This is a genomic window from Streptomyces sp. NBC_01232, assembly GCF_035989885.1.
Lineage (GTDB): Bacteria > Actinomycetota > Actinomycetes > Streptomycetales > Streptomycetaceae > Streptomyces.
This window is the reverse complement of record NZ_CP108518.1, coordinates 1,620,804-1,643,367: the sequence shown is the minus strand read 5'-3', so window position 1 is coordinate 1,643,367 and position 22,564 is coordinate 1,620,804. Positions and strand designations below refer to the sequence as shown.

Here is a 22,564-nt window from a genome sequence, read left to right as displayed (position 1 = left end):
GGGGCCCCCGCCACCGGCGAGGACCCCTCGGTACGAACACCGCGCCATGCGGCCACCGGCTACTCGCCGGACAGCACCGCCTGCGCGGCCACACGGGCCTCCTCGGCGCTGTCCGACGCACGAGCGGCCGCCGCGGCACGCTCGCACTGGGCCAGCGTGTACTTGGCGAGCGTCGCCCGTACGTAAGGAATCGAAGCGGCACCCATCGAAAGAGAGGTGACACCCAGACCGGTCAGCACACAGGCCAGCAGCGGATCGGCAGCGGCCTCGCCACAGACACCACAGCTCTTGCCCTCGGCCTTGGCGGCCTCCGCCGACATGGCGACGAGGTCGAGCAGCGCCGGCTGCCACGGGTCCTGCAGCCGGGACACGGCACCGACCTGCCGGTCGGCGGCGAAGGCGTACTGGGCCAGGTCATTCGTGCCCAGCGACAGGAACTCGACTTCCTGCAGGATGGAACGCGCCCGCAGCGCAGCTGAGGGGATCTCCACCATCGCGCCGAACTTCGCCTTCAGCCCGGCCTCCCGGCAGGCGTCCGCGAAGGCCTTGGCGTCGATGCGGTCGGCGACCATCGGGGCCATGACCTCGAGGTAGACCGGCAGCCCCTCGGCAGCCTTGGCCAGCGCGGTGAGCTGCGTCCGCAGCACCTCCGGGTGGTCCAGCAGCGAGCGCAGCCCGCGCACACCCAGCGCCGGGTTGGGCTCGTCGCCCGGGGTCAGGAAGTCCAGCGGCTTGTCGGCGCCGGCATCGAGCACCCGCACGACCACGCGGCCCTCGGGGAAGGCTTCGAGCACCTTGCGGTACGACTCGACCTGCTTCTCCTCGGACGGCGCCTTCTTGCTGTCGTCCAGGAACAGGAACTCGGTACGGAACAGACCCACACCCTCCGCCCCGGCTTCGACGGCGGCCGGCACATCGGCGGGACCGCCGACATTGGCCAGCAGCGGCACCTTGTGACCGTCGGAGGTCGCACCGGGACCGGACGAGGCGGCCAGAGCCGCCTTGCGCTCGGCGGCCGCGGCCTCCAGCTCGGCCCGCTTCTGCGGCGACGGCTCGACGAACAGGTCACCCGTGCTGCCGTCCACCGCGATCACCGTGCCCTCGGCGATCTCACCGGCACCCGGCAGCGCCACGATCGCCGGCACGCCCAGCGCCCGCGCGAGGATCGCACTGTGACTGGTCGGCCCGCCCTCCTCGGTCACGAATCCGAGGACGAGCGCCGGGTCGAGCAGTGCGGTGTCGGCGGGAGCCAGGTCCCGCGCGATGAGTACGTACGGCTCGTCGCTGTCGGGCACACCCGGCATCGGCACACCCAGCAGACGCGCCACGATGCGGTTGCGCACGTCGTCCAGGTCGGCCACGCGGCCCGCCATGTACTCGCCGGCTCCCGCGAGCAGATCGCGGTACGAGGCGAACGCGTCGTACACGCCGCGCTCGGCCGTGCTGCCGACGGCGATCCGCCGGTCGACGTCCGCCATCAGCTCGGGGTCCTCGGCGATCATCGCCTGGGCCTCGAGCACGTGCTGGGCCTCGCCACCGGCCAGCTGGCCACGCGCGATCAGATCGGCAGCCACGGCACTCACGGCCTGACGGGCGCGCCCCTGTTCGCGCGCCGCCTCGTCCGCGGTGATCTGCCGGGCCGGCGGCTCCAGGACCGCCGTGCCCATGTGCCGCACCTCGCCGATCGCCACCCCGTGGCTCACGCCGACGCCTCGCAGCGTTGTCTCCATTTCACCCGTCTCCGATTGAGCGGCGGGCCGAGCCGCCGCGGTGGATATCCGACTCGCCTGTAGGGACGGACGCGTCACTGCCAGCTGAAGAGAGCGTCGTCAGCCTTCACGTCGCCGGATTCGACGACGTCGGAGAGGGAGTCGGCCGTCGCCTCGAGCGCCACGACGGGGCAGATCGGCGACTTGCCGGCCACCTCGACCGCAGCGGGGTTCCAGCGGATGACGGCCTGGCCGCGGGTCACGGTGTCGCCCTTGTTCACGAGGAGCTCGAAGCCCTCGCCGTTGAGCTGGACCGTGTCGATCCCGAGGTGCGTGAGTACACCGTGGCCCTCGCTGTCGACGACTACGTACGCATGCGGGTGCAGGGAAACGACCACACCATCAACGGGGGACACCGCCTCCGAGGGCTCGCGCACGGGATCAATGGCGGTGCCGGGGCCCACCATGGCGCCGGAGAACACCGGATCGGGCACTGCCGCGAGTCCGATGGCGCGTCCGGCAAGTGGGGACGTCACGCTGGTCATGGGGGCCTCCCAGGGGGTGGGGCTCTTCGTGTCGCCGTCACTACCTGTTGCGAACGGCGTACTCTTCAGAAGGATATGGCACAAGATGTTCGGGTTCGCCCGATGCTGGATCCCGATCCGGGCTGGTCCCTTGGCACGGAGACTAGTGGACTAGACCGGTGGACTAGACCATACGCCTGAATCGATTTGCTTGGGCACCCCCAGAGCTGTACTGTCGTGACTCCCGCCAGGACGCCCCGTGTGAACTTCTCGCGAACGGCAGATGGACGGGACTCCTCCTCTTAAGTGTCGATCTTGAATCCCACTGCTTTTCGTATGCCTTTTCGGTAATGCGTCGAGTGGTCAGGGAGACGGAAAACCACTGATAGAGTCGGAACCGCCGGAAAGGGAAAACGCGAAAGCGAATACCTGGAAAGCACCGAGGAAGTCGGACACGAAAGAGTCTGATAGAGTCGGAAACGCAAGAACAGAACGAAAGCCCGGAGGAAAGCCCCAGCGGATGTCGCGGGGGTGAGTACAAAGGAAGCGTCCGTTCCTTGAGAACTCAACAGCGTGCCAAAAATCAACGCCAGAAGTTGATACCCCGTCCACTTCGGTGGATGAGGTTCCTTTGAAAAAGACCTGTCGGGCCTTCGGGCACTGGCAGGCAACAACACAGCGAGGACGTTGTGGCGCGTCGGTCTTATTCCGACATGACGTGCCCGCTCTAAGTGATGTGTGCACCCGATTACGGGTAAACATTCATGGAGAGTTTGATCCTGGCTCAGGACGAACGCTGGCGGCGTGCTTAACACATGCAAGTCGAACGATGAAGCCCTTCGGGGTGGATTAGTGGCGAACGGGTGAGTAACACGTGGGCAATCTGCCCTTCACTCTGGGACAAGCCCTGGAAACGGGGTCTAATACCGGATACCACTCCTGCCTGCATGGGCGGGGGTTGAAAGCTCCGGCGGTGAAGGATGAGCCCGCGGCCTATCAGCTTGTTGGTGGGGTAATGGCCCACCAAGGCGACGACGGGTAGCCGGCCTGAGAGGGCGACCGGCCACACTGGGACTGAGACACGGCCCAGACTCCTACGGGAGGCAGCAGTGGGGAATATTGCACAATGGGCGAAAGCCTGATGCAGCGACGCCGCGTGAGGGATGACGGCCTTCGGGTTGTAAACCTCTTTCAGCAGGGAAGAAGCGAAAGTGACGGTACCTGCAGAAGAAGCGCCGGCTAACTACGTGCCAGCAGCCGCGGTAATACGTAGGGCGCAAGCGTTGTCCGGAATTATTGGGCGTAAAGAGCTCGTAGGCGGCTTGTCACGTCGGATGTGAAAGCCCGAGGCTTAACCTCGGGTCTGCATTCGATACGGGCTAGCTAGAGTGTGGTAGGGGAGATCGGAATTCCTGGTGTAGCGGTGAAATGCGCAGATATCAGGAGGAACACCGGTGGCGAAGGCGGATCTCTGGGCCATTACTGACGCTGAGGAGCGAAAGCGTGGGGAGCGAACAGGATTAGATACCCTGGTAGTCCACGCCGTAAACGTTGGGAACTAGGTGTTGGCGACATTCCACGTCGTCGGTGCCGCAGCTAACGCATTAAGTTCCCCGCCTGGGGAGTACGGCCGCAAGGCTAAAACTCAAAGGAATTGACGGGGGCCCGCACAAGCAGCGGAGCATGTGGCTTAATTCGACGCAACGCGAAGAACCTTACCAAGGCTTGACATATACCGGAAAGCATTAGAGATAGTGCCCCCCTTGTGGTCGGTATACAGGTGGTGCATGGCTGTCGTCAGCTCGTGTCGTGAGATGTTGGGTTAAGTCCCGCAACGAGCGCAACCCTTGTCCTGTGTTGCCAGCATGCCCTTCGGGGTGATGGGGACTCACAGGAGACCGCCGGGGTCAACTCGGAGGAAGGTGGGGACGACGTCAAGTCATCATGCCCCTTATGTCTTGGGCTGCACACGTGCTACAATGGCCGGTACAATGAGCTGCGATACCGCAAGGTGGAGCGAATCTCAAAAAGCCGGTCTCAGTTCGGATTGGGGTCTGCAACTCGACCCCATGAAGTCGGAGTTGCTAGTAATCGCAGATCAGCATTGCTGCGGTGAATACGTTCCCGGGCCTTGTACACACCGCCCGTCACGTCACGAAAGTCGGTAACACCCGAAGCCGGTGGCCCAACCCGTAAGGGAGGGAGCTGTCGAAGGTGGGACTGGCGATTGGGACGAAGTCGTAACAAGGTAGCCGTACCGGAAGGTGCGGCTGGATCACCTCCTTTCTAAGGAGCACAGTACCGATTGCAGACAAACGTTCTGCACGGTCAGCTCATGGGTGGAACGTTGATTAGTTGGCACGGTTTCCAAAACTCTCTGTAAGTACTGCTTCGGCGTGGAAAACAGTGAAGTGGAGGGGATCGTGCCTGGCACGTTGTTGGGTCCTGAAGGTACGGCCGTAAGGTCATGTCTTCAGTGCCGGCCCCAGTGAACTTGGTCCGTAAGGGATCAGGGTGATGGGTGGCTGGTCGTTGTTTGAGAACTACACAGTGGACGCGAGCATCTGTGGCCAAGTTTTTAAGGGCGCACGGTGGATGCCTTGGCACCAGGAACCGATGAAGGACGTGAGAGGCCGCGATAGGCCCCGGGGAGCTGCCAACTGAGCTTTGATCCGGGGGTGTCCGAATGGGGAAACCCGGCAGTCGTCATGGGCTGTCACCCACTGCTGAACACATAGGCAGTGTGGAGGGAACGCGGGGAAGTGAAACATCTCAGTACCCGCAGGAAGAGAAAACAACCGTGATTCCGGGAGTAGTGGCGAGCGAAACCGGATGAGGCCAAACCGTATGCGTGTGATACCCGGCAGGGGTTGCGCATGCGGGGTTGTGGGAATTCTTTTGACCGGTCTGCCGGCCGGTCGGCGAGTCAGAAACCGTTGATGTAGTCGAAGGACATGCGAAAGGTCCGGCGTAGAGGGTAAGACCCCCGTAGACGAAACATCAGCGGCTTGCTTAAGAATCTCCCAAGTAGCACGGGGCCCGAGAAATCCCGTGTGAATCTGGCGGGACCACCCGCTAAGCCTAAATATTCCCTGGTGACCGATAGCGGATAGTACCGTGAGGGAATGGTGAAAAGTACCGCGGGAGCGGAGTGAAATAGTACCTGAAACCGTGTGCCTACAAGCCGTGGGAGCGTCGCTGTATGTGCTTGCACATACAGTCGTGACTGCGTGCCTTTTGAAGAATGAGCCTGCGAGTTAGCGGTGTGTAGCGAGGTTAACCCGTGTGGGGAAGCCGTAGCGAAAGCGAGTCCGAATAGGGCGATTGAGTTGCACGCTCTAGACCCGAAGCGGAGTGATCTAGCCATGGGCAGGTTGAAGCGGAGGTAAGACTTCGTGGAGGACCGAACCCACCAGGGTTGAAAACCTGGGGGATGACCTGTGGTTAGGGGTGAAAGGCCAATCAAACTCCGTGATAGCTGGTTCTCCCCGAAATGCATTTAGGTGCAGCGTCGTGTGTTTCTTGCCGGAGGTAGAGCACTGGATAGGCGATGGGCCCTACCGGGTTACTGACCTTAGCCAAACTCCGAATGCCGGTAAGTGAGAGCACGGCAGTGAGACTGTGGGGGATAAGCTCCATGGTCGAGAGGGAAACAGCCCAGAGCATCGACTAAGGCCCCTAAGCGTACGCTAAGTGGGAAAGGATGTGGAGTCGCAGAGACAACCAGGAGGTTGGCTTAGAAGCAGCCACCCTTGAAAGAGTGCGTAATAGCTCACTGGTCAAGTGATTCCGCGCCGACAATGTAGCGGGGCTCAAGCGTACCGCCGAAGTCGTGTCATTGCAGCAATAGGGCCAACGCCCGCTGTGATGGGTAGGGGAGCGTCGTGTGCCGGGTGAAGCAGCAGCGGAAGCTAGTTGTGGACGGTTCACGAGTGAGAATGCAGGCATGAGTAGCGATACACACGTGAGAAACGTGTGCGCCGATTGACTAAGGGTTCCTGGGTCAAGCTGATCTGCCCAGGGTAAGTCGGGACCTAAGGCGAGGCCGACAGGCGTAGTCGATGGACAACCGGTTGATATTCCGGTACCCGCTTTGAAACGCCCAATATCGAATCCTCTAATGCTAAAGCCGTGAAGCCGTTCCGGACCCTTCGGGGAAAGGAAAGTGGTGGAGCCGCTGACCCAAGGTGGTAGTAGGTAAGCGATGGGGTGACGCAGGAAGGTAGTCCAGCCCGGGCGGTGGTAGTCCCGGGGTAAGGGTGTAGGCCGAGGGGTAGGCAAATCCGTCCCTCATTAAGGCTGAGACCTGATGCCGAGCCGATTGTGGTGAAGTGGATGATCCTATGCTGTCGAGAAAAGCCTCTAGCGAGTTTCATGGCGGCCCGTACCCTAAACCGACTCAGGTGGTCAGGTAGAGAATACCGAGGCGTTCGGGTGAACTATGGTTAAGGAACTCGGCAAAATGCCCCCGTAACTTCGGGAGAAGGGGGGCCATCACTGGTGATCGGACTTGCTCCGTGAGCTGGGGGTGGCCGCAGAGACCAGCGAGAAGCGACTGTTTACTAAAAACACAGGTCCGTGCGAAGCCGTAAGGCGATGTATACGGACTGACGCCTGCCCGGTGCTGGAACGTTAAGGGGACCGGTTAGTGACCTTTCGGGGTTGCGAAGCTGAGAACTTAAGCGCCAGTAAACGGCGGTGGTAACTATAACCATCCTAAGGTAGCGAAATTCCTTGTCGGGTAAGTTCCGACCTGCACGAATGGCGTAACGACTTCTCGACTGTCTCAACCATAGGCCCGGTGAAATTGCACTACGAGTAAAGATGCTCGTTTCGCGCAGCAGGACGGAAAGACCCCGGGACCTTTACTACAGTTTGATATTGGTGTTCGGTTCGGCTTGTGTAGGATAGGTGGGAGACTTTGAAGCAGCCACGCCAGTGGTTGTGGAGTCGCCGTTGAAATACCACTCTGGTCGTGCTGGATGTCTAACCTCGGTCCGTGATCCGGATCAGGGACAGTGTCTGATGGGTAGTTTAACTGGGGCGGTTGCCTCCCAAAGGGTAACGGAGGCGCCCAAAGGTTCCCTCAGCCTGGTTGGCAATCAGGTGTTGAGTGTAAGTGCACAAGGGAGCTTGACTGTGAGACCGACGGGTCGAGCAGGGACGAAAGTCGGGACTAGTGATCCGGCGGTGGCTTGTGGAAGCGCCGTCGCTCAACGGATAAAAGGTACCCCGGGGATAACAGGCTGATCTTCCCCAAGAGTCCATATCGACGGGATGGTTTGGCACCTCGATGTCGGCTCGTCGCATCCTGGGGCTGGAGTCGGTCCCAAGGGTTGGGCTGTTCGCCCATTAAAGCGGTACGCGAGCTGGGTTTAGAACGTCGTGAGACAGTTCGGTCCCTATCCGCTGTGCGCGTAGGAATATTGAGAAGGGCTGTCCCTAGTACGAGAGGACCGGGACGGACGAACCTCTGGTGTGCCAGTTGTCCTGCCAAGGGCATGGCTGGTTGGCTACGTTCGGGAGGGATAACCGCTGAAAGCATCTAAGCGGGAAGCCTGCTTCAAGATGAGTATTCCCACCTCCTTGAGAGGGTAAGGCTCCCAGTAGACGACTGGGTTGATAGGCCAGATGTGGAAGCCCGGTAACGGGTGAAGCTGACTGGTACTAATAGGCCGAGGGCTTGTCCTCAGTTGCTCGCGTCCACTGTGTTAGTTCTGAAATAACGAACAGCTGTGAAAACACCAGCGTTCAAATTTCATAGTGTTTCGGTGGTCATAGCGTTAGGGAAACGCCCGGTTTACATTCCGAACCCGGAAGCTAAGCCTTTCAGCGCCGATGGTACTGCAGGGGGGACCCTGTGGGAGAGTAGGACGCCGCCGAACAATCATTGCGGGAAAGCCCCGCACCAGCCCTCAGGGGTTCGGTGCGGGGCTTTTCTGCGTTTACGGGCACGTGTGCGGTCTCCTGTAGGGTCAGGGGGCATCGAACGACCATTTCTACAGTCACAGTGGAGGCCCCCGGGTGGAGGTCCAGGAGACTCGGGTTCAGACTGACCGAATTTTCACCATTCCGAACATCCTGAGCATGGCTCGTCTTGCCGGCGTGCCCCTGTTCTTGTGGCTGATCCTGGCGGAGTACGACGGTTGGGCCCTGGCGGTCCTCATGCTCAGCGGGATCAGTGACTACCTCGACGGGAAGCTCGCACGGCGCTGGAATCAGATCAGCAAGCTCGGGCGGCTTCTGGATCCGGCCGCGGACCGCCTCTACATCCTGTCGACGCTGTTCGGTCTGACTTATCGCGAGCTTCTGCCGCTGTGGCTCACCGGAGCGTTGCTGGCGCGCGAGCTGATGTTGCTGGTCATGGTGTGGATCCTGCGCCGTCACGGATATCCGCCGCCGCAGGTCAACTTCCTCGGCAAGGCCGCGACCTTCAACCTGATGTACGCGTTTCCCTTGCTCCTGCTCAGTGACGGAAGCGGCTGGTTGGCCTGGTTGGCCGCAGTTTTCGGATGGGCGTTCGCCGTATGGGGTACAACCCTCTATTGGTGGGCAGGAATCCTTTACGTGGTTCAAGTCCGCCGTCTGGTGAAGGCTGACTCCACGGCCGATTGAGCCCGCCCGGCGCCGGATGACGCGGAGGAGTTGCGAAGTCACCGACCGAGACGGGCGGAGGTCGGTACGACTGTCGTCTCTCAAGGAGGACTCTTCCGACATGAAGGCCGTCGTGATGGCCGGTGGCGAGGGCACGCGTCTTCGCCCCATGACTTCGAGCATGCCCAAGCCGCTCCTGCCGGTGGCCAACCGGCCGATCATGGAGCACGTGCTCAGGCTGCTCAAGCGGCATGGGCTCAGTGAGACCGTGGTCACCGTGCAGTTCCTGGCGTCACTCGTCAAGAACTATTTCGGGGATGGCGAAGAGCTCGGAATGGAGCTCACCTATGCCCACGAGGAGAAGCCACTCGGCACTGCCGGCAGCGTGAAGAATGCCGAGGAGGCCTTGAAGGACGATGCCTTCGTCGTCATTTCCGGCGATGCGCTCACCGACTTCGACCTCACCGATCTGATCCGCTTCCACAAGGAGAAGGGCGCCCTCGTCACGGTGTGCCTGACCCGGGTGCCCAACCCGCTGGAATTCGGCATCACGATCGTGGACGAGCAGGGCAAGGTCGAGCGGTTCCTGGAGAAGCCGACCTGGGGGCAGGTGTTCTCGGACACCGTCAACACGGGCATCTACGTCATGGAGCCCGAGGTCTTCGATTACGTGGACCCGGACGTGTCGGTCGACTGGTCCGGTGATGTCTTCCCGCAGCTGATGAAGGAAGGCAAGCCCATCTTCGGCTATGTCGCCGAGGGCTACTGGGAGGACGTCGGCACGCACGAGAGCTACCTCAAGGCGCAGGCCGACGTGCTCGAGGGCAAGGTCCAGATCGAGATGGACGGCTTCGAGATCTCCCCCGGGGTCTGGATCGCCGAAGGGGCCGAGGTGAGCCCCGACGCCGTGCTGCGCGGGCCGCTCTACATCGGGGACTACGCCAAGGTCGAAGCCGGTGCCGAGATCCGCGAGCACACCGTCATCGGGTCGAACGTCGTAGTCAAGAGCGGGGCCTTCCTGCACCGGGCCGTCGTCCACGACAACGTGTACATCGGCCCCCACAGCAATCTGCGTGGCTGTGTCATCGGGAAGAACACCGACATCATGCGGGCCGCGCGCATCGAGGACGGCGCCGTCATCGGTGACGAGTGCCTCATCGGTGAGGAATCGATCGTTCAGGGGAACGTGCGGGTCTACCCGTTCAAGACCATCGAGGCCGGCGCCTTCGTCAACGAGTCGGTGATCTGGGAGTCCCGCGGCCAGGCGCATCTGTTCGGCGCGCGCGGGGTCTCCGGAATCCTGAACGTGGAGATCACCCCGGAGGTGGTGGTCCGGCTCGCCGGCGCGTACGCCACGACCCTGAAGAAGGGGGCGACCGTCACCACGGCCCGTGACCACTCCCGAGGCGCGAGAGCGCTCAAGCGGGCCGTGATCTCGGCGCTCCAGGCCAGCGCCATCAACGTACGGGACCTGGAGAACGTACCGCTGCCCGTGGCCCGGCAGCAGACCGCGCGCGGCAGCGCCGGCGGGATCGTGCTCCGGACCTCGCCAGGGGTGCCGGACTCCGTGGACATCATGTTCCTCGACGAGCGGGGAGCGGACCTCTCGCTCCAGGGACAGCGCAAGCTGGACCGGGTGTACGCGCGCCAGGAGTACCGGCGGGCGTTCCCCGGGGAGATCGGAGACCTGCAGTTCCCGGGCAGTGTCTTCGACGCCTACACCGGCTCGCTGCTGCGGCGGGTGGACACCACCGGCATCGCCGATGCGGGGCTCAAGGTGGTCGTGGACGCCTCGAACGGAAGCGCCGGTCTCGTTCTGCCCAGCTTGCTGGGCCGGCTCGGTGTGGACGCGCTGACGATCAACCCCGGGCTCGACGAGTCCCGGCCGACGGAGACCAGGGAGTCCCGGCGGGCCGGTCTGGTGCGGCTGGGGGAGATGGTGGCCTCGGCGAGGGCCGCCTTCGGGGTGCGGTTCGACCCGGTGGGCGAGCGGATCTCGCTGGTGGACGAACGCGGGCGGATCATCGAGGACGACCGGGCCCTGCTGGTGATGCTCGACCTGGTGGCCGCGGAGAAGCGCAGCGGCAAGGTGGCGCTGCCGGTGACCACGACGAGGGTGGCCGAGCAGGTGGCGGCCTACCACGGCACGCAGGTGGAGTGGACGACGACCTCGCCCGACGACCTGACCCGGGTCGGGCGCGCGGAGAACACCATCTTCGGCGGAGACGGCCGGGGCGGCTTCATCGTTCCGGAGTTCAGCAGCGTCTTCGACGGTTCGGCGGCCTTCGTGCAGCTCCTGGGGCTGGTGGCGCGCACCCAGCTCACGCTGAGCCAGATCGATGCCCGGATTCCGCGGGCGCACGTGCTCAGGCGGGACGTCTCGACGCCGTGGGCCGTGAAGGGGCTCGTCATGCGGCGGGTCGTGGAGGCCGCGGGCGAGCGGCAGGTGGACACCACCGACGGAGTGCGGGTGGTCGAGACCGACGGACGGTGGGCACTGGTCCTGCCGGACCCGGCGGAAGCGGTCACGCACCTGTGGGCCGAGGGCCCCGACGATGCCACCGCGCAGGCCCTGCTCGACGAGTGGGCGGCCGTGGTGGAAGGCGCCGGGCAATGAGCCCCCGACGTGCGATGACGTAGGGCAGACGTCCGGTGGGCCGGGCACGGAGAGTGCCTGCCCGGCCCACCGGATGGACGCATTGGGTGTGTGCGGTGCCGACATGCGACGATGTGCGGCATGTCGCAGCCGCCCCACAACCGGACTACGGCGTCCTCTGCGCCCACGCGCCCCGACGCTTCCATGTCGCTGCTGACGCACGTGATGGACAACAGCCTCGACGAGGGATACGCGGAGGCGACAGCCCGCCGCGAGGCGGACGGCACGGCGGGTCTCCCGCGCACCCTCAAGGCCAAACTCGGTCTCGCCGCCGGGCTGGTCATCACCGCCATGGTCGTCACGCTCGGTGCGGCGGAAGCGCGGATAGCGGCGCCGGTGCTGGCCAAGGAGCGCCAGGAACTGATCGACCGGGTGGAGCGGTCCGACGACCGCGTCCACGCCCTGGAGCGCAACATCGAGCGGCTCCGGACCGATGTCGCCGCACGCCAGCGCGCGGCGCTGAAGCAGCCCGGCGGCGGCCAGGGCGAGCTGGTGGCCCTGCTGGCAGGTGCCACGGAGGTCCGCGGGCCCGGGGTCAAGCTGGTGGTGGACGACGCCAAGGGCGCCTCGTCGGGCGGTGGCGGCAAACCGCGGGAGAGCTCCGGTTTCTCGGACACCGGCCGGCTCCGTGACCGTGACATGCAGAAGATCGTCAACGGGCTGTGGCAGTCCGGGGCGGAAGCCATCTCCATCAACGGGCAGCGGCTGACCGAACTGTCGGCGATCAGGGCCGCGGGTGACGCGATACTGGTCGACAACAGACCGCTGGTGCCGCCGTACGAGGTGCTGGCGGTGGGGGACAAGAAGAGGCTCGGCACGGCCTTCCAGGACTCGGCCGACGGACAGTACCTGCACGTGCTGCAGGAGAGCTACGGGATCCGTTACTCCCTGTCCCCGGCCGACGACCTGCGGCTGCCGGCCGCGTCGAGTCTGACCGTACGTACAGCTACACCGGCAGAACAGCAGAAGGGTGCATCGTGATCGCGGTACTGGGCCTCTTGGCCGGAGTGGTGGTCGGGCTTCTGGTCCGGCCCGAAGTACCGGCCGTGGTGGAGCCTTATCTGCCGATCGCCGTGGTGGCGGCACTGGACGCGGTGTTCGGGGGGCTCCGCGCGATGCTGGACGGCATCTTCGTGGACAAGGTCTTCGTGGTGTCCTTCCTGTCGAACGTGGTCGTGGCGGCGCTGATCGTCTTCCTCGGCGACAAGCTCGGGGTCGGCTCGCAGCTGTCCACGGGTGTGGTGGTCGTCCTCGGCATCCGCATCTTCTCCAACGCCGCGGCCATCCGCCGGCACGTGTTCCGGGCGTGAGGCCGATGAGTACGAACGAGAGTCCCGAGGAGCCGGGAGCCGCGGGCGGCCCCCCGCAGTCGCCCCGGCCTCCGCAGTCGCCCCCGCCAGCGCCGTCCCCGGAACCCGCGCAGGCCCCCCAGGGCCCGGGCCCCTCGGAGACCCCCGAGAAGGCGCCGGAACAGCCCGGGGAGACCGGCCGGCAGCGGCTCGCGGCCGGGCTGTGGCCGCCGCGGGTGAGCCGGGCCCAACTGATCGTGGCGCTGCTGCTGTTCGTCCTGGGGCTGGGTCTGGCGATCCAGGTCCGGTCCAACAGCGACTCCAGCGCGCTGCGCGGAGCCCGCCAGGAGGACCTCGTACGGATCCTCGACGAGCTCGACGGGCGGACCAAGCGCCTGGAGGACGAGAAGCAGCAGCTGGAGGACCAGCGCAGGGAGCTGGAGAGCAGCTCCAACCAGGCCGAGGAGGCCCGTAAGCAGACCGTGGAGAAGGAACGCCAACTCGGCATCCTGGCCGGTACGGTGGCAGCCCAGGGGCCGGGCATCACGCTGAAGATCACGGATCCCACGGGGCAGGTGCAGTCCGACCAGCTGCTGGACACGCTTCAGGAGCTGAGGGCGGCCGGAGCCGAGGCGATCCAGATCAACGGGGTGCGCATCGTCGCGGGCTCGTACTTCTCGGACGAGAACGGTGGGGTGGCCATCGACGGTACGAAGATCACACAGCCGTATGAGTTCAAGGTGATCGGCAAGCCCCAGGATCTGGAGCCCGCGCTGAACATCCCCGGCGGTGTCGTCCAGACGCTGGAGAAGGAGCAGGCCACCGTCGCCGTCACACGGTCGGCGAAGATCGTTGTGGATGCCTTGCGGGCTGCGAAGCAGCCTGACTACGCTCGGTCGTCATCGTGATGAAGCACAGTGGAGAGTGGAGCGGCTCACGCGGGCGGATGCCTGCGGGGGGTCGACGCACCGAAGTCGCGGTGCGTGGTGGAAACTGTCTGGTGGTTACGGACGTTGTGAGAATGTCCGGGTCGGCAGGTGTCTGTATTCGGAGTTCGTCCTGCCCCACGGGCGGGTCTGTTTCGGTCAAGGGGAATCGCCCGTGAAGTTGTTTGAGAAGTTGTTCGGCAAGAAGAACCGCGAGGAAGGCGGCGCGGCACGGCACCGCGCCGGCCACGGGGAGGTGGAAGGGCAGGGCGACCGGCCGCTCTTCCGCGACGAGGTGGCCGGCCCGGGCGAGGTTTCGGGTGCCCCCGGCGCGTCGGCTGTTGACCCTGCTGGTACCGGACGCATAGGTTTCGGTGAACCATCAACCTCAAGTGCGGGTGGAGGGTTTGCCCCCGACCCGTATGCCACCAATGCATCCGCGGGGCAACCGCGGCGCGAGGAGCCGTCCATGTCGGCCGAGCAGATTTGCAGCAGGTGCGGACACCGCAGCGATGCGGCCAGTCGGTTCTGCTCCAACTGCGGTGCGCCGCTGCGGGCGGGCCTGACGCCGGAGCGTGCCTCGGAGACCACGTCCACCATTTCGATCTCGGGCCTCGAGGCCTACGAGGCCGAGGTGTCGGGACAACCGCACGTGTCGTCCTCCTCGCTGTCCCCCGAGGCCCAGGCCGCGGTGGAGGCGCTGCCGCCCGGTTCCGCTCTGCTCATCGTGCGCCGCGGTCCCAACTCCGGGAGCCGCTTCCTGCTGGACGGCGAGCTGACCACGGCCGGCCGCCACCCGCAGAGCGACATCTTCCTGGACGACGTCACCGTCTCCCGGCGCCATGTCGAGTTCCGCAGGAGCCAGGACGGCGGCTTCACCGTCGCCGACGTCGGCAGCCTCAACGGCACGTACGTGAACCGTGAGCCGATCGACTCCGTCGCCCTGAACAACGGCGACGAGGTGCAGATCGGCAAGTACCGGGTGGTCTTCTACGCAAGCCTGCGGGGCATCTGATCCTCCCCGGACTCCGTCCGGGGGTACCCCCAGAGGGAAGGTTCCATGCTGCGTACCCCGACCGGCGGTGCCCCGAGAAACGGTGCCGCCGGCACCGCAGGCCCGGCGGGGCGGCTGGTGAGCATCGGCACGGTGCTCACCACGCTGCGTGACGAGTTCCCCGAAGTCACCATCTCGAAGATCCGGTTCCTGGAGGCGGAGGGGCTCGTCGAGCCCCGACGCACACCTTCGGGATACCGCAAGTTCAGCACCGACGACGTGGAGCGGCTCGCCCGCATCCTGCGTCTGCAGCGCGACCACTACCTCCCGCTGAAGGTGATCCGCGAGCAGCTCGACGCGCTCGCCCGCGGTGAGCAGATCCGTATCCCGGCGCCCACGGCGCACGGGGAGTCGACCGATCCCGCCGGACCGGCGGCCGTCTACGGCGAAGTGGGCCGGGAGCGGACCACCGTGGCCCGCGTGGGCCGGGCGGAGCTGCTCGCTGCGGCCGACGTGGACGAGGTCCAGCTGATCGAATGGGAGTCCTACGGGCTGCTCGCCGAGGGCCCGGAGGGCGGATTCGACGCCGGGGCCGTCACGGTGGCCCGGCTCGTGGCCGACCTGGGGCGATTCGGACTGGAGCCGAGGCACCTGCGCGCGATGAAGGCCGCCGCCGACCGCGAGGCGGGGCTGGTGGAGCAGGTCGTGGCACCGCTGCGCAGGCACCGCAACCCGCAGACCCGGGCTCATGCGGAGGCCACGCTGAAGGAGCTCGCGGGGCTCTCCGTACGGCTCCACGAGGCCCTCGTACAGACCGCTCTGGGGGTCCGGCTGCCCTGAGGTGGGGGGCCCGACTACCCAAACCTGCCGAGCAGGTCCTAGGGTTGCTGTGTGAACGAGCTCGACGTTGTGGGTGTCCGGGTGGAAATGCCCTCCAACCAACCGATCGTGCTCCTGCGTGAAGTGGGAGGCGATCGGTACCTCCCCATCTGGATCGGTCCAGGGGAGGCAACCGCCATTGCCTTCGCGCAGCAGGGGATGGCCCCTGCCCGACCGCTGACGCACGACCTGTTCAAGGACGTGCTCGAGGCGGTCGGCGAGGAGCTCACCGAGGTCCGCATCACGGATCTGCGGGAGGGCGTCTTCTACGCGGAGCTCGTCTTCGCCAGTGGGGTCGAGGTGAGTGCGCGGCCTTCCGACGCCATAGCCCTCGCCCTGCGGACAGGGACGCCGATCTACGGCAGTGACGGCGTGCTGGACGACGCCGGAATCGCCATTCCCGACGAGCAGGAGGACGAGGTGGAGAAGTTCCGCGAGTTCCTCGACCAGATCTCGCCGGAGGACTTCGGTACCGGCCCGCAGTGAGGTGTCGGCCGCGTCGTCCTCGGAGAACCTCAGCCCATTCGATTAGCCTTTCCCCGCAAAGGGATACGGGAAACCACTCTCAGGGTGATTATCACTCGGCGTGCCGAGTGTGGCGATCGTTGACGCACCCCTGGTGACTGCCTACCTTCAAGGTGGGCAGGTCAAGGACGGAGGGTCGGCGTGAGGATCACGGGCGACGGTACGACCGGGGGTACCCCCGCACGGAGCGAGGCTGGGCCGTACCCGCTGCACGGCGGTGCGGTCGGTTCCGCGCGCCGTCAGCCGGAGTCGACGCCGGTCGGGCCGGTGAGCGGTGACCCGGAGCCCGAGCAGATCGGATACCGCGGGCCGACGGCGTGCGCCGCGGCCGGCATCACCTACCGGCAGCTCGACTACTGGGCCCGGACCGGGTTGGTGGAGCCCAGCGTGCGGGCCGCCTACGCGACGGGGACGCAGCGGCTCTACAGCTTCCGCGACGTCGTGGTCCTCAAGATCGTCAAGCGCTTCCTGGACACCGGGGTGGCGCTGCAGAACATTCGTACGGCGGTCCAGCACCTGCAGGACCGCGGTATCCCGGACCTCGAACGGATGACGCTGATGAGCGATGGCGCCACCGTGTACGAGTGCACTTCGCCGGACCAGGTCGTGAGCCTGCTCCAGGGCGGGCAGGGCGTCTTCGGCATCGCCGTGGGCGTGGTGTGGCGCGACGTCGAGAGCGCGCTGTCGCAGCTGCACGGCGAGCGGGTGGACACCGGCGAGACGCTGGTGAGGCACAACCCGACGGACGAGCTGGCCGCCCGCCGCAACCGGGCCGTCTGACCGGAGCCCGGGCGTTGTCAGTGGCATAGGGCAGCATCGGGCTGTGAGAGCCGCGCCGACCATCCTGCATCTGGACATGGACGCCTTCTACGCCTCCGTGGAGCAGGCGTCGAAGCCGAGCCTGCGCGGGAAAGCCGTCATCGTCGGCGGGCTCGGACCGCGCGGGGTCGTCGCCACCGCCTCGTACGAGGCCCGGCGGTTCGGGGTGCACTCCGCGATGCCGATGGGGCAGGCGAGACGGCTCTGCCCGAACGGCGCGTACCTCATCCCCCGCTTCAGCCTCTACCGGCAGGTCAGCGACGTGGTGATGGCCATGCTGCGGGAGCTCTCGCCGCTGGTGGAGCCGCTGAGCCTGGACGAGGCCTTCGTGGACCTGGAGGCGGGTGGGGTCGCCTTCGACTCGCAGAGCGCACGGGAGACGGGGGAGCGGCTGCGGGCCGACATCCGGGCCGCCACGAGCCTCAGCGGGTCGGTGGGGCTGGCGGGGTCGAAGATGCTGGCCAAGGTGGCGTCCGAGGAGGCCAAGCCGGCCGGGCTGCTGCTGATCGAGCCGGGGACGGAGCGCGAGCTGCTCGCCCCGATGTCGGTACGGACCCTGCCCGGGGTGGGACCGGCCACGGGCGAGCACCTGCGCCGGGCCGGGATCACCACGGTGGGGGAGCTGGCGGAGGCCGGGGAGGACGAGCTGGTCCGCATGGTCGGCCGCTCGGCGGGGGCCGGGCTGTACCGGATGGCCCTCGGGCTGGACGACCGGCCGGTGGTCGCGGAGCGGGATGCGAAGTCCGTGTCGGTCGAGGACACCTTCGACGTGGACCTGCACGACCGGGTGCGGATCCGCGGCGAGGTGCAGCGGCTCGCCGACCGGTGCGTGCAGCGGCTGCGGGGTTCGGGGCACTCGGGGCGCACGATCGTGCTCAAGGTGAGGCGGTACGACTTCTCCACGCTGACGCGGTCCGAGACGCTGCGCGGGCCCACGGACGATCCGGGGGTGGTGCGGGAGGCCGCGGCGCGGCTGCTGGAGGGCGTGGACACCACCGGCGGGGTGCGACTGCTGGGGGTGGGGGTGACCGGCCTGGCGGACTACACGCAGGAGGACCTGTTCGCGCAGTCGCTCGCCGCTGAGCCGGACGGGGACGCGGTGACGGCCGAGGGCGAGACAGAAGGGGTCCCTGAGGCGCCTGGGGCCCCTGAGGCCCCGCAGCCGCCCGGGGAGCCGGAGCCGTCCCCCGAGCGGCGCTGGACGGCCGGGAGCGACGTCCGGCACGCCGTGTACGGGCCCGGGTGGGTGCAGGGCAGCGGGGTCGGGCGGGTGACCGTACGGTTCGAGCGGCCCGGATCGGAGCCCGGCCGGGTGCGGACCTTCCGGCTGGACGACCCCGAGCTGGAGCCGTCCGACCCGCTGCCACTGGTGGGGGCCGGCGACCGGAGCGGTCCGCCCGAGGGCACCCCTTAGGTCCTGTCGTCGAAGTAGCGCCGGTTGAGCCCGTGGTGTCCGGCGCCGTGCATCGCAAGGCGGAGGGGCGCCCGAGTACTGGACGTACTTGGGCGCCCCGACAACGCGGCGAGGTGCGGTGCCGGGCGCCGCGGGCCAGGCGGGACTTCGACGACAGGACCTACCGGTGGCCTAGCTCTCATCGCCCGCCAGGTGGCCGAAGTCGTGGTGGAAGTCCGACGGCAGGGTCGTGTCCAGGCCGTAGTGGTGGTAGAGCTGCAGCTCCTGTTCGGGCGAGAGGTGGCGTCCGACACCGAAGTCCGGGGCGTCGCGGATGAGGGCGCGTTCGAAGGGCACCCGGAGGGTTTCGCCCACCATCTCGCTCGGCTCCAGCGGGACGAAGGCATCGCGGCTGAAGAGCCCCGTCCGGACCGCGGCCCATTCCGGGACGCCCGTGGCATCGTCGAGGTAGACCTCGTCGATGGTGCCGATCTTGGTGCCGTTGCGGTCGAACGCCTTGCGGCCGATCAGGCTGCGCGGATCGATGTCGGTCTGCACGGTCCCTCCAAAAGGTCGCAACTGCTCCGTAATGACTACAGAAGTGCATATCTGCAGCGGAGGCCACTCGGGGAGGGTCCTGAACCTCGCTGGTACGCTGGTGAACGGCTGTCGACCCTGTGCGGGAGAGTCCTCCGAGTGAACGAGACGGAGGCGCCGAAGGAGCAAATCCTCCCCGGAATCTCTCAGGCATACGTACCGCACGGACGAGGCCACTCTGGAAAGCAGGAGCGGGTACCGGGTGAGCAGTGCCGGTCCCACACCTCACCGACGGTGAAAGCCGGATCTCTCGGGAGACCCCCGTGACTCCGGTGAAACTCTCAGGTGCAGATGACAGAGGGGGAGGCCGTCCGGGTGCCCGCGCCGTGGTGCCCTCGCAGGTCATACGACCAGGAGGCCTCCGTAATGACCGCCAACCGCATTCCGCTCTCCCAGCTGGAGCGAGGCATCCCCTTCGAGCAGCGCCACATCGGCCCGGATGCCGAGGCGCAGGCGAAGATGCTCGCCCAGGTGGGCTACGGCTCCCTGGACGAACTGACCGCCGCCGCGGTGCCGGATGTGATCAAGACCGCCGAGGGCCTCAACCTGCCCGACGCGCGGACCGAGGCCGAGGTGCTGGCCGAGCTGCGCTCGCTCGCCGACCGCAACCAGGTCCTCTCCCCGATGATCGGCCTCGGCTACTACGGGACCTTCACGCCGCCGGTGATCCTGCGCAACGTCATGGAGAACCCGGCCTGGTACACGGCGTACACGCCGTACCAGCCGGAGATCTCCCAGGGCCGCCTCGAGGCGCTCCTGAACTTCCAGACGGTCGTCGCCGACCTGACCGGGCTGCCGACCTCCGGTGCCTCGCTGCTCGACGAGGGCACCGCGGCCGCCGAGGCCATGACGCTGGCCCGCCGCGTGGGCAAGGCCAGGGGCAACATCTTCCTGGTGGACGCCGACGCGCTGCCGCAGACCATCGCCGTCATCGAGACCCGCGCCGAGCCGATCGGCATCGAGGTCGTCGTCGCCGACCTGTCCGCCGGTATCCCGGCCGAGGTCGCCGAGCGCGGCATCTACGGCGTCCTGGTCCAGTACCCGGGTGCCTCCGGTGCCGTGCGGGACATCAAGCCGGTCATCGACCAGGCGCACGAGCTCGGCGCGATCGTCGCCGTCGCCGCGGACCTGCTCGCGCTGACCCTGCTGACCTCCCCGGGCGCGCTGGGCGCGGACATCGCCGTCGGCACCACCCAGCGCTTCGGTGTCCCCATGGGCTTCGGCGGACCGCACGCCGGCTTCATGGCCGTCCAGGACAAGCACGCCCGCTCGCTCCCCGGCCGCCTCGTCGGCGTCTCCGTGGACGCGGACGGCAACAAGGCCTACCGCCTGGCGCTGCAGACCCGTGAGCAGCACATCCGCCGCGAGAAGGCCACCAGCAACATCTGTACCGCGCAGGTGCTGCTCGCCGTCATGGCCGGCATGTACGCCGTCTACCACGGCCCGGACGGCCTGCGGACGATCGCGAGCCGCACCCACCGCTACGCCACCCTGCTCGCCGCCGGTCTGACGGCCGGCGGGGTCGAGATCGTGCACGGCTCCTACTTCGACACGATCACCGCCCGCGTCCCGGGCCGTGCGGCCGAGGTCGTCGCCGCCGCCCGCGAGGGCGGGGTCAACCTCTTCCAGGTGGACGCCGACCTCGTCTCCGCCGCCTGTGACGAGACCACCCTGCGCGCCGACATCGAGGCCGTCTGGGCCGCCTTCGGCGTCACCGCGGACATCGAGGCGCTCGACGCGGCCACGGCCGACACCCTGCCCGAGGGCCTGCTGCGCTCGGACGCGTACCTGACGCACCCGGTCTTCCACCAGCACCGCTCCGAGACCGCGATGCTGCGCTACCTGCGCAAGCTCTCGGACAAGGACTACGCGCTGGACCGCGGCATGATCCCGCTGGGCTCCTGCACCATGAAGCTCAACGCGACGACCGAGATGGAGCCGGTGACCTGGCCCGAGTTCGGCCAGCTGCACCCCTTCGCCCCGGTGGAGCAGGCCGAGGGATACCTCACGCTCATCACCGAGCTGGAGGAACGTCTCTGCGAGGTGACCGGCTACGACAAGGTCTCCATCCAGCCGAACGCCGGTTCCCAGGGTGAGCTCGCCGGCCTGCTGGCCGTCCGCGCCTACCACCGCGCGAACGGCGACGAGCAGCGCACCATCTGCCTGATCCCGTCCTCCGCGCACGGCACCAACGCCGCCAGCGCCGTGATGGCCGGGATGAAGGTCGTCGTCGTCAAGACCGCCGACGACGGCGAGGTGGACGCGGCCGACCTGCGCGCCAAGATCGAGCAGCACCGCGACGAGCTCGCCGTGCTGATGATCACGTACCCCTCGACTCACGGTGTGTTCGAGGAGCACGTCGCCGACATCTGCGCCCAGGTGCACGAGGCCGGCGGCCAGGTCTACGTCGACGGCGCCAACCTGAACGCCCTGGTCGGCCTCGCCAAGCCGGGTCACTTCGGCGGCGACGTCTCGCACCTGAACCTGCACAAGACCTTCTGCATCCCGCACGGCGGCGGCGGTCCGGGCGTCGGCCCGGTCGGTGTCCGGGCGCACCTGGCCCCGTACCTGCCGAACCACCCGCTCCAGCCCACCGCGGGCCCGGAGACGGGCGTCGGGCCGATCTCGGCCGCCCCGTGGGGCTCGGCGGGCATCCTGCCGATCTCTTGGTCGTACGTGCGTCTCATGGGCGGCGAGGGCCTCAAGCGCGCCACCCAGGTCGCGGTGCTCGGCGCCAACTACATCGCCAAGCGCCTCGAGCCGCACTACCCGGTGCTCTACACCGGCCCGGGCAACCTGGTCGCGCACGAGTGCATCATCGACCTGCGTCCGCTGTCGAAGTCCACGGGCGTGAGCGTGGACGACATCGCCAAGCGTCTGATCGACTACGGCTTCCACGCGCCGACCATGTCCTTCCCGGTCGCCGGAACGCTGATGATCGAGCCGACGGAGTCCGAGGACCTCGCCGAGATCGACCGCTTCTGCGACGCGATGATCGCCATCCGCGGCGAGATCGAGCGGGTCGCGGGCGGCGAGTGGCCGGTGGACGACAACCCGCTGGCCAACTCCCCGCACACCGCGGCGGCGCTGGGCGGCGAGTGGAACCACCCGTACACCCGGGACGAGGCCGTCTTCCCGGGCGGGGTCACCGCCGCCGAGAAGTACTGGCCGCCGGTGCGCCGCATCGACGGTGCGTTCGGCGACCGCAACCTGGTGTGCTCCTGCCCGCCGCTGGACGAGTACGACGCCTGACATGAGTGAGGGGCCGGTCCGGGAGAGTCTCCCGGACCGGCCCCTTCGTCGTTTCTCAGGCCGGTCGGCCCGTCGGCGGGCCGTATCGCCTTACGCCGCGGCGAGCGGCCGGTGCGGGGCGATGATCTGGCCGTCCGGCAGGAGTTCACCGGTGTCCTCGAAGAGCAGGACGCCATTGCACAGCAGGCTCCAGCCCTGCTCCGGGTGGTTGGCCACCGGGCGCGCGGCCTCCCGGTCGGCGGATTCGGCTGACGGGCAGGCTGGCTGGTGCTGGCACATGGATGCGTTCTTTCGCTGCGGTGTGGTCTGCGTGCTACGGCTCGATGCGTGGTTCATGGCCGTCCCCCTGGGTCATCCCCGCACCCGCGGGGAGCGTGTCATCAGTGTTCCCCCATGACAGCCGCTTC

At 66.7% G+C, this 22,564-nt stretch carries 15 protein-coding genes, 3 rRNA genes and 2 riboswitches; of the genes, 14 read left to right on the top strand and 4 right to left on the bottom strand.

Annotated features, from left to right (window positions below; all coding sequences use genetic code 11):
* Positions 1-59: 59 nt before the first annotated feature.
* Both ptsP and OG444_RS07720 read right to left on the bottom strand, forming a co-directional pair.
* The gene (ptsP, locus tag OG444_RS07725; RefSeq protein ID WP_327261438.1) at positions 60-1,730 is read right to left on the bottom strand and encodes a phosphoenolpyruvate--protein phosphotransferase; all 1,671 of its coding nucleotides are present in this window, start codon (positions 1,728-1,730) and stop codon (positions 60-62) included.
* Between the two features lie 74 nt (positions 1,731-1,804).
* Positions 1,805-2,254 (bottom strand): PTS sugar transporter subunit IIA, encoded by a 450-nt coding sequence (locus OG444_RS07720; protein WP_327261437.1) that lies wholly within the window; start codon positions 2,252-2,254, stop codon positions 1,805-1,807.
* A gap of 740 nt (positions 2,255-2,994) precedes the next feature.
* On the opposite strand from OG444_RS07720, the gene OG444_RS07715 reads away from it, so the two are divergent.
* The 13 genes from OG444_RS07715 (at position 2,995) to OG444_RS07655 (ending at position 18,329) form a co-directional block, all read left to right on the top strand.
* Positions 2,995-4,519 (top strand): 16S ribosomal RNA (locus OG444_RS07715).
* A gap of 282 nt (positions 4,520-4,801) precedes the next feature.
* Positions 4,802-7,924 (top strand): 23S ribosomal RNA (locus tag OG444_RS07710).
* A 76-nt stretch (positions 7,925-8,000) separates the two neighbouring features.
* Positions 8,001-8,118, top strand: a 5S ribosomal RNA gene (gene rrf / locus OG444_RS07705).
* Together the 16S, 23S and 5S rRNA genes form the textbook arrangement of a ribosomal RNA operon.
* Before the next feature lie 139 nt (positions 8,119-8,257).
* Positions 8,258-8,848, top strand: coding sequence for a CDP-alcohol phosphatidyltransferase family protein (locus tag OG444_RS07700; RefSeq protein WP_327261436.1), 591 nt, complete (start codon positions 8,258-8,260; stop codon positions 8,846-8,848).
* Positions 8,849-8,948: 100 nt separating this feature from the next.
* Complete coding sequence (locus tag OG444_RS07695; RefSeq protein WP_327261435.1) at positions 8,949-11,444, top strand: mannose-1-phosphate guanyltransferase; 2,496 nt, start codon at positions 8,949-8,951, stop codon at positions 11,442-11,444.
* 111 nt (positions 11,445-11,555) lie between these two features.
* On the top strand, positions 11,556-12,464 hold the full coding sequence (locus OG444_RS07690) for a DUF881 domain-containing protein (RefSeq protein WP_327261434.1): 909 nt from the start codon (positions 11,556-11,558) through the stop codon (positions 12,462-12,464).
* Positions 12,461-12,793 carry a small basic family protein gene (locus OG444_RS07685; RefSeq protein WP_007262894.1) on the top strand — a complete coding sequence of 111 codons (333 nt, stop codon included), beginning with the start codon at positions 12,461-12,463 and terminating at the stop codon, positions 12,791-12,793. The genes OG444_RS07690 and OG444_RS07685 overlap by 4 nt, the downstream gene beginning before the upstream one ends.
* A gap of 5 nt (positions 12,794-12,798) precedes the next feature.
* Positions 12,799-13,680, top strand: a complete 882-nt coding sequence (locus OG444_RS07680; RefSeq protein ID WP_327261433.1) for a DUF881 domain-containing protein — start codon at positions 12,799-12,801, stop codon at positions 13,678-13,680.
* An 85-nt stretch (positions 13,681-13,765) separates the two neighbouring features.
* The gene (locus tag OG444_RS07675; protein WP_327266691.1) at positions 13,766-14,713 is read left to right on the top strand and encodes an FHA domain-containing protein; all 948 of its coding nucleotides are present in this window, start codon (positions 13,766-13,768) and stop codon (positions 14,711-14,713) included.
* A gap of 45 nt (positions 14,714-14,758) precedes the next feature.
* A complete protein-coding gene (gene ftsR, locus OG444_RS07670; protein ID WP_327261432.1) occupies positions 14,759-15,532 on the top strand; it encodes a transcriptional regulator FtsR in 774 nt (257 codons plus the stop codon).
* Between the two features lie 51 nt (positions 15,533-15,583).
* Positions 15,584-16,057, top strand: a complete 474-nt coding sequence (locus tag OG444_RS07665) for a bifunctional nuclease family protein (RefSeq protein ID WP_007262890.1) — start codon at positions 15,584-15,586, stop codon at positions 16,055-16,057.
* A 180-nt stretch (positions 16,058-16,237) separates the two neighbouring features.
* Positions 16,238-16,876, top strand: coding sequence for a MerR family transcriptional regulator (locus tag OG444_RS07660; protein WP_327261431.1), 639 nt, complete (start codon positions 16,238-16,240; stop codon positions 16,874-16,876).
* A gap of 43 nt (positions 16,877-16,919) precedes the next feature.
* Entirely contained in the window at positions 16,920-18,329 is a 1,410-nt protein-coding gene (locus OG444_RS07655; protein ID WP_327261430.1) for a DNA polymerase IV, read from the top strand.
* A 171-nt stretch (positions 18,330-18,500) separates the two neighbouring features.
* On the opposite strand, the gene OG444_RS07650 is transcribed toward OG444_RS07655, so the two are convergent.
* The gene (locus OG444_RS07650) at positions 18,501-18,866 is read right to left on the bottom strand and encodes a PRC-barrel domain-containing protein (RefSeq protein ID WP_327261429.1); all 366 of its coding nucleotides are present in this window, start codon (positions 18,864-18,866) and stop codon (positions 18,501-18,503) included.
* A 112-nt stretch (positions 18,867-18,978) separates the two neighbouring features.
* Positions 18,979-19,077: riboswitch (glycine riboswitch) on the top strand.
* A gap of 1 nt (position 19,078) precedes the next feature.
* Positions 19,079-19,210, top strand: a riboswitch (glycine riboswitch).
* 61 nt (positions 19,211-19,271) lie between these two features.
* Here OG444_RS07650 and gcvP point away from each other — a divergent pair.
* Positions 19,272-22,157 carry an aminomethyl-transferring glycine dehydrogenase gene (gcvP, locus tag OG444_RS07645; RefSeq protein WP_327261428.1) on the top strand — a complete coding sequence of 962 codons (2,886 nt, stop codon included), beginning with the start codon at positions 19,272-19,274 and terminating at the stop codon, positions 22,155-22,157.
* Positions 22,158-22,247: 90 nt separating this feature from the next.
* On the opposite strand, the gene OG444_RS07640 is transcribed toward gcvP, so the two are convergent.
* Entirely contained in the window at positions 22,248-22,436 is a 189-nt protein-coding gene (locus tag OG444_RS07640) for a DUF5999 family protein (protein WP_030009772.1), read from the bottom strand.
* Positions 22,437-22,564: the final 128 nt, after the last annotated feature.

What these genes read in the sequence shown, in the direction of transcription:
- ptsP (WP_327261438.1), bottom strand. Translation starts at nt 1,730, where the DNA reads ATGGAGACAACGCTGCGAGGCGTCGGCGTGAGCCACGGGGTGGCGATC.
- OG444_RS07720 (WP_327261437.1), bottom strand. Translation starts at nt 2,254, where the DNA reads ATGACCAGCGTGACGTCCCCACTTGCCGGACGCGCCATCGGACTCGCG.
- OG444_RS07695 (WP_327261435.1), top strand. Translation starts at nt 8,949, where the DNA reads ATGAAGGCCGTCGTGATGGCCGGTGGCGAGGGCACGCGTCTTCGCCCC.
- OG444_RS07690 (WP_327261434.1), top strand. Translation starts at nt 11,556, where the DNA reads ATGTGCGGCATGTCGCAGCCGCCCCACAACCGGACTACGGCGTCCTCT.
- OG444_RS07680 (WP_327261433.1), top strand. Translation starts at nt 12,799, where the DNA reads ATGAGTACGAACGAGAGTCCCGAGGAGCCGGGAGCCGCGGGCGGCCCC.
- ftsR (WP_327261432.1), top strand. Translation starts at nt 14,759, where the DNA reads ATGCTGCGTACCCCGACCGGCGGTGCCCCGAGAAACGGTGCCGCCGGC.
- gcvP (WP_327261428.1), top strand. Translation starts at nt 19,272, where the DNA reads ATGACCGCCAACCGCATTCCGCTCTCCCAGCTGGAGCGAGGCATCCCC.
- OG444_RS07640 (WP_030009772.1), bottom strand. Translation starts at nt 22,436, where the DNA reads ATGTGCCAGCACCAGCCAGCCTGCCCGTCAGCCGAATCCGCCGACCGG.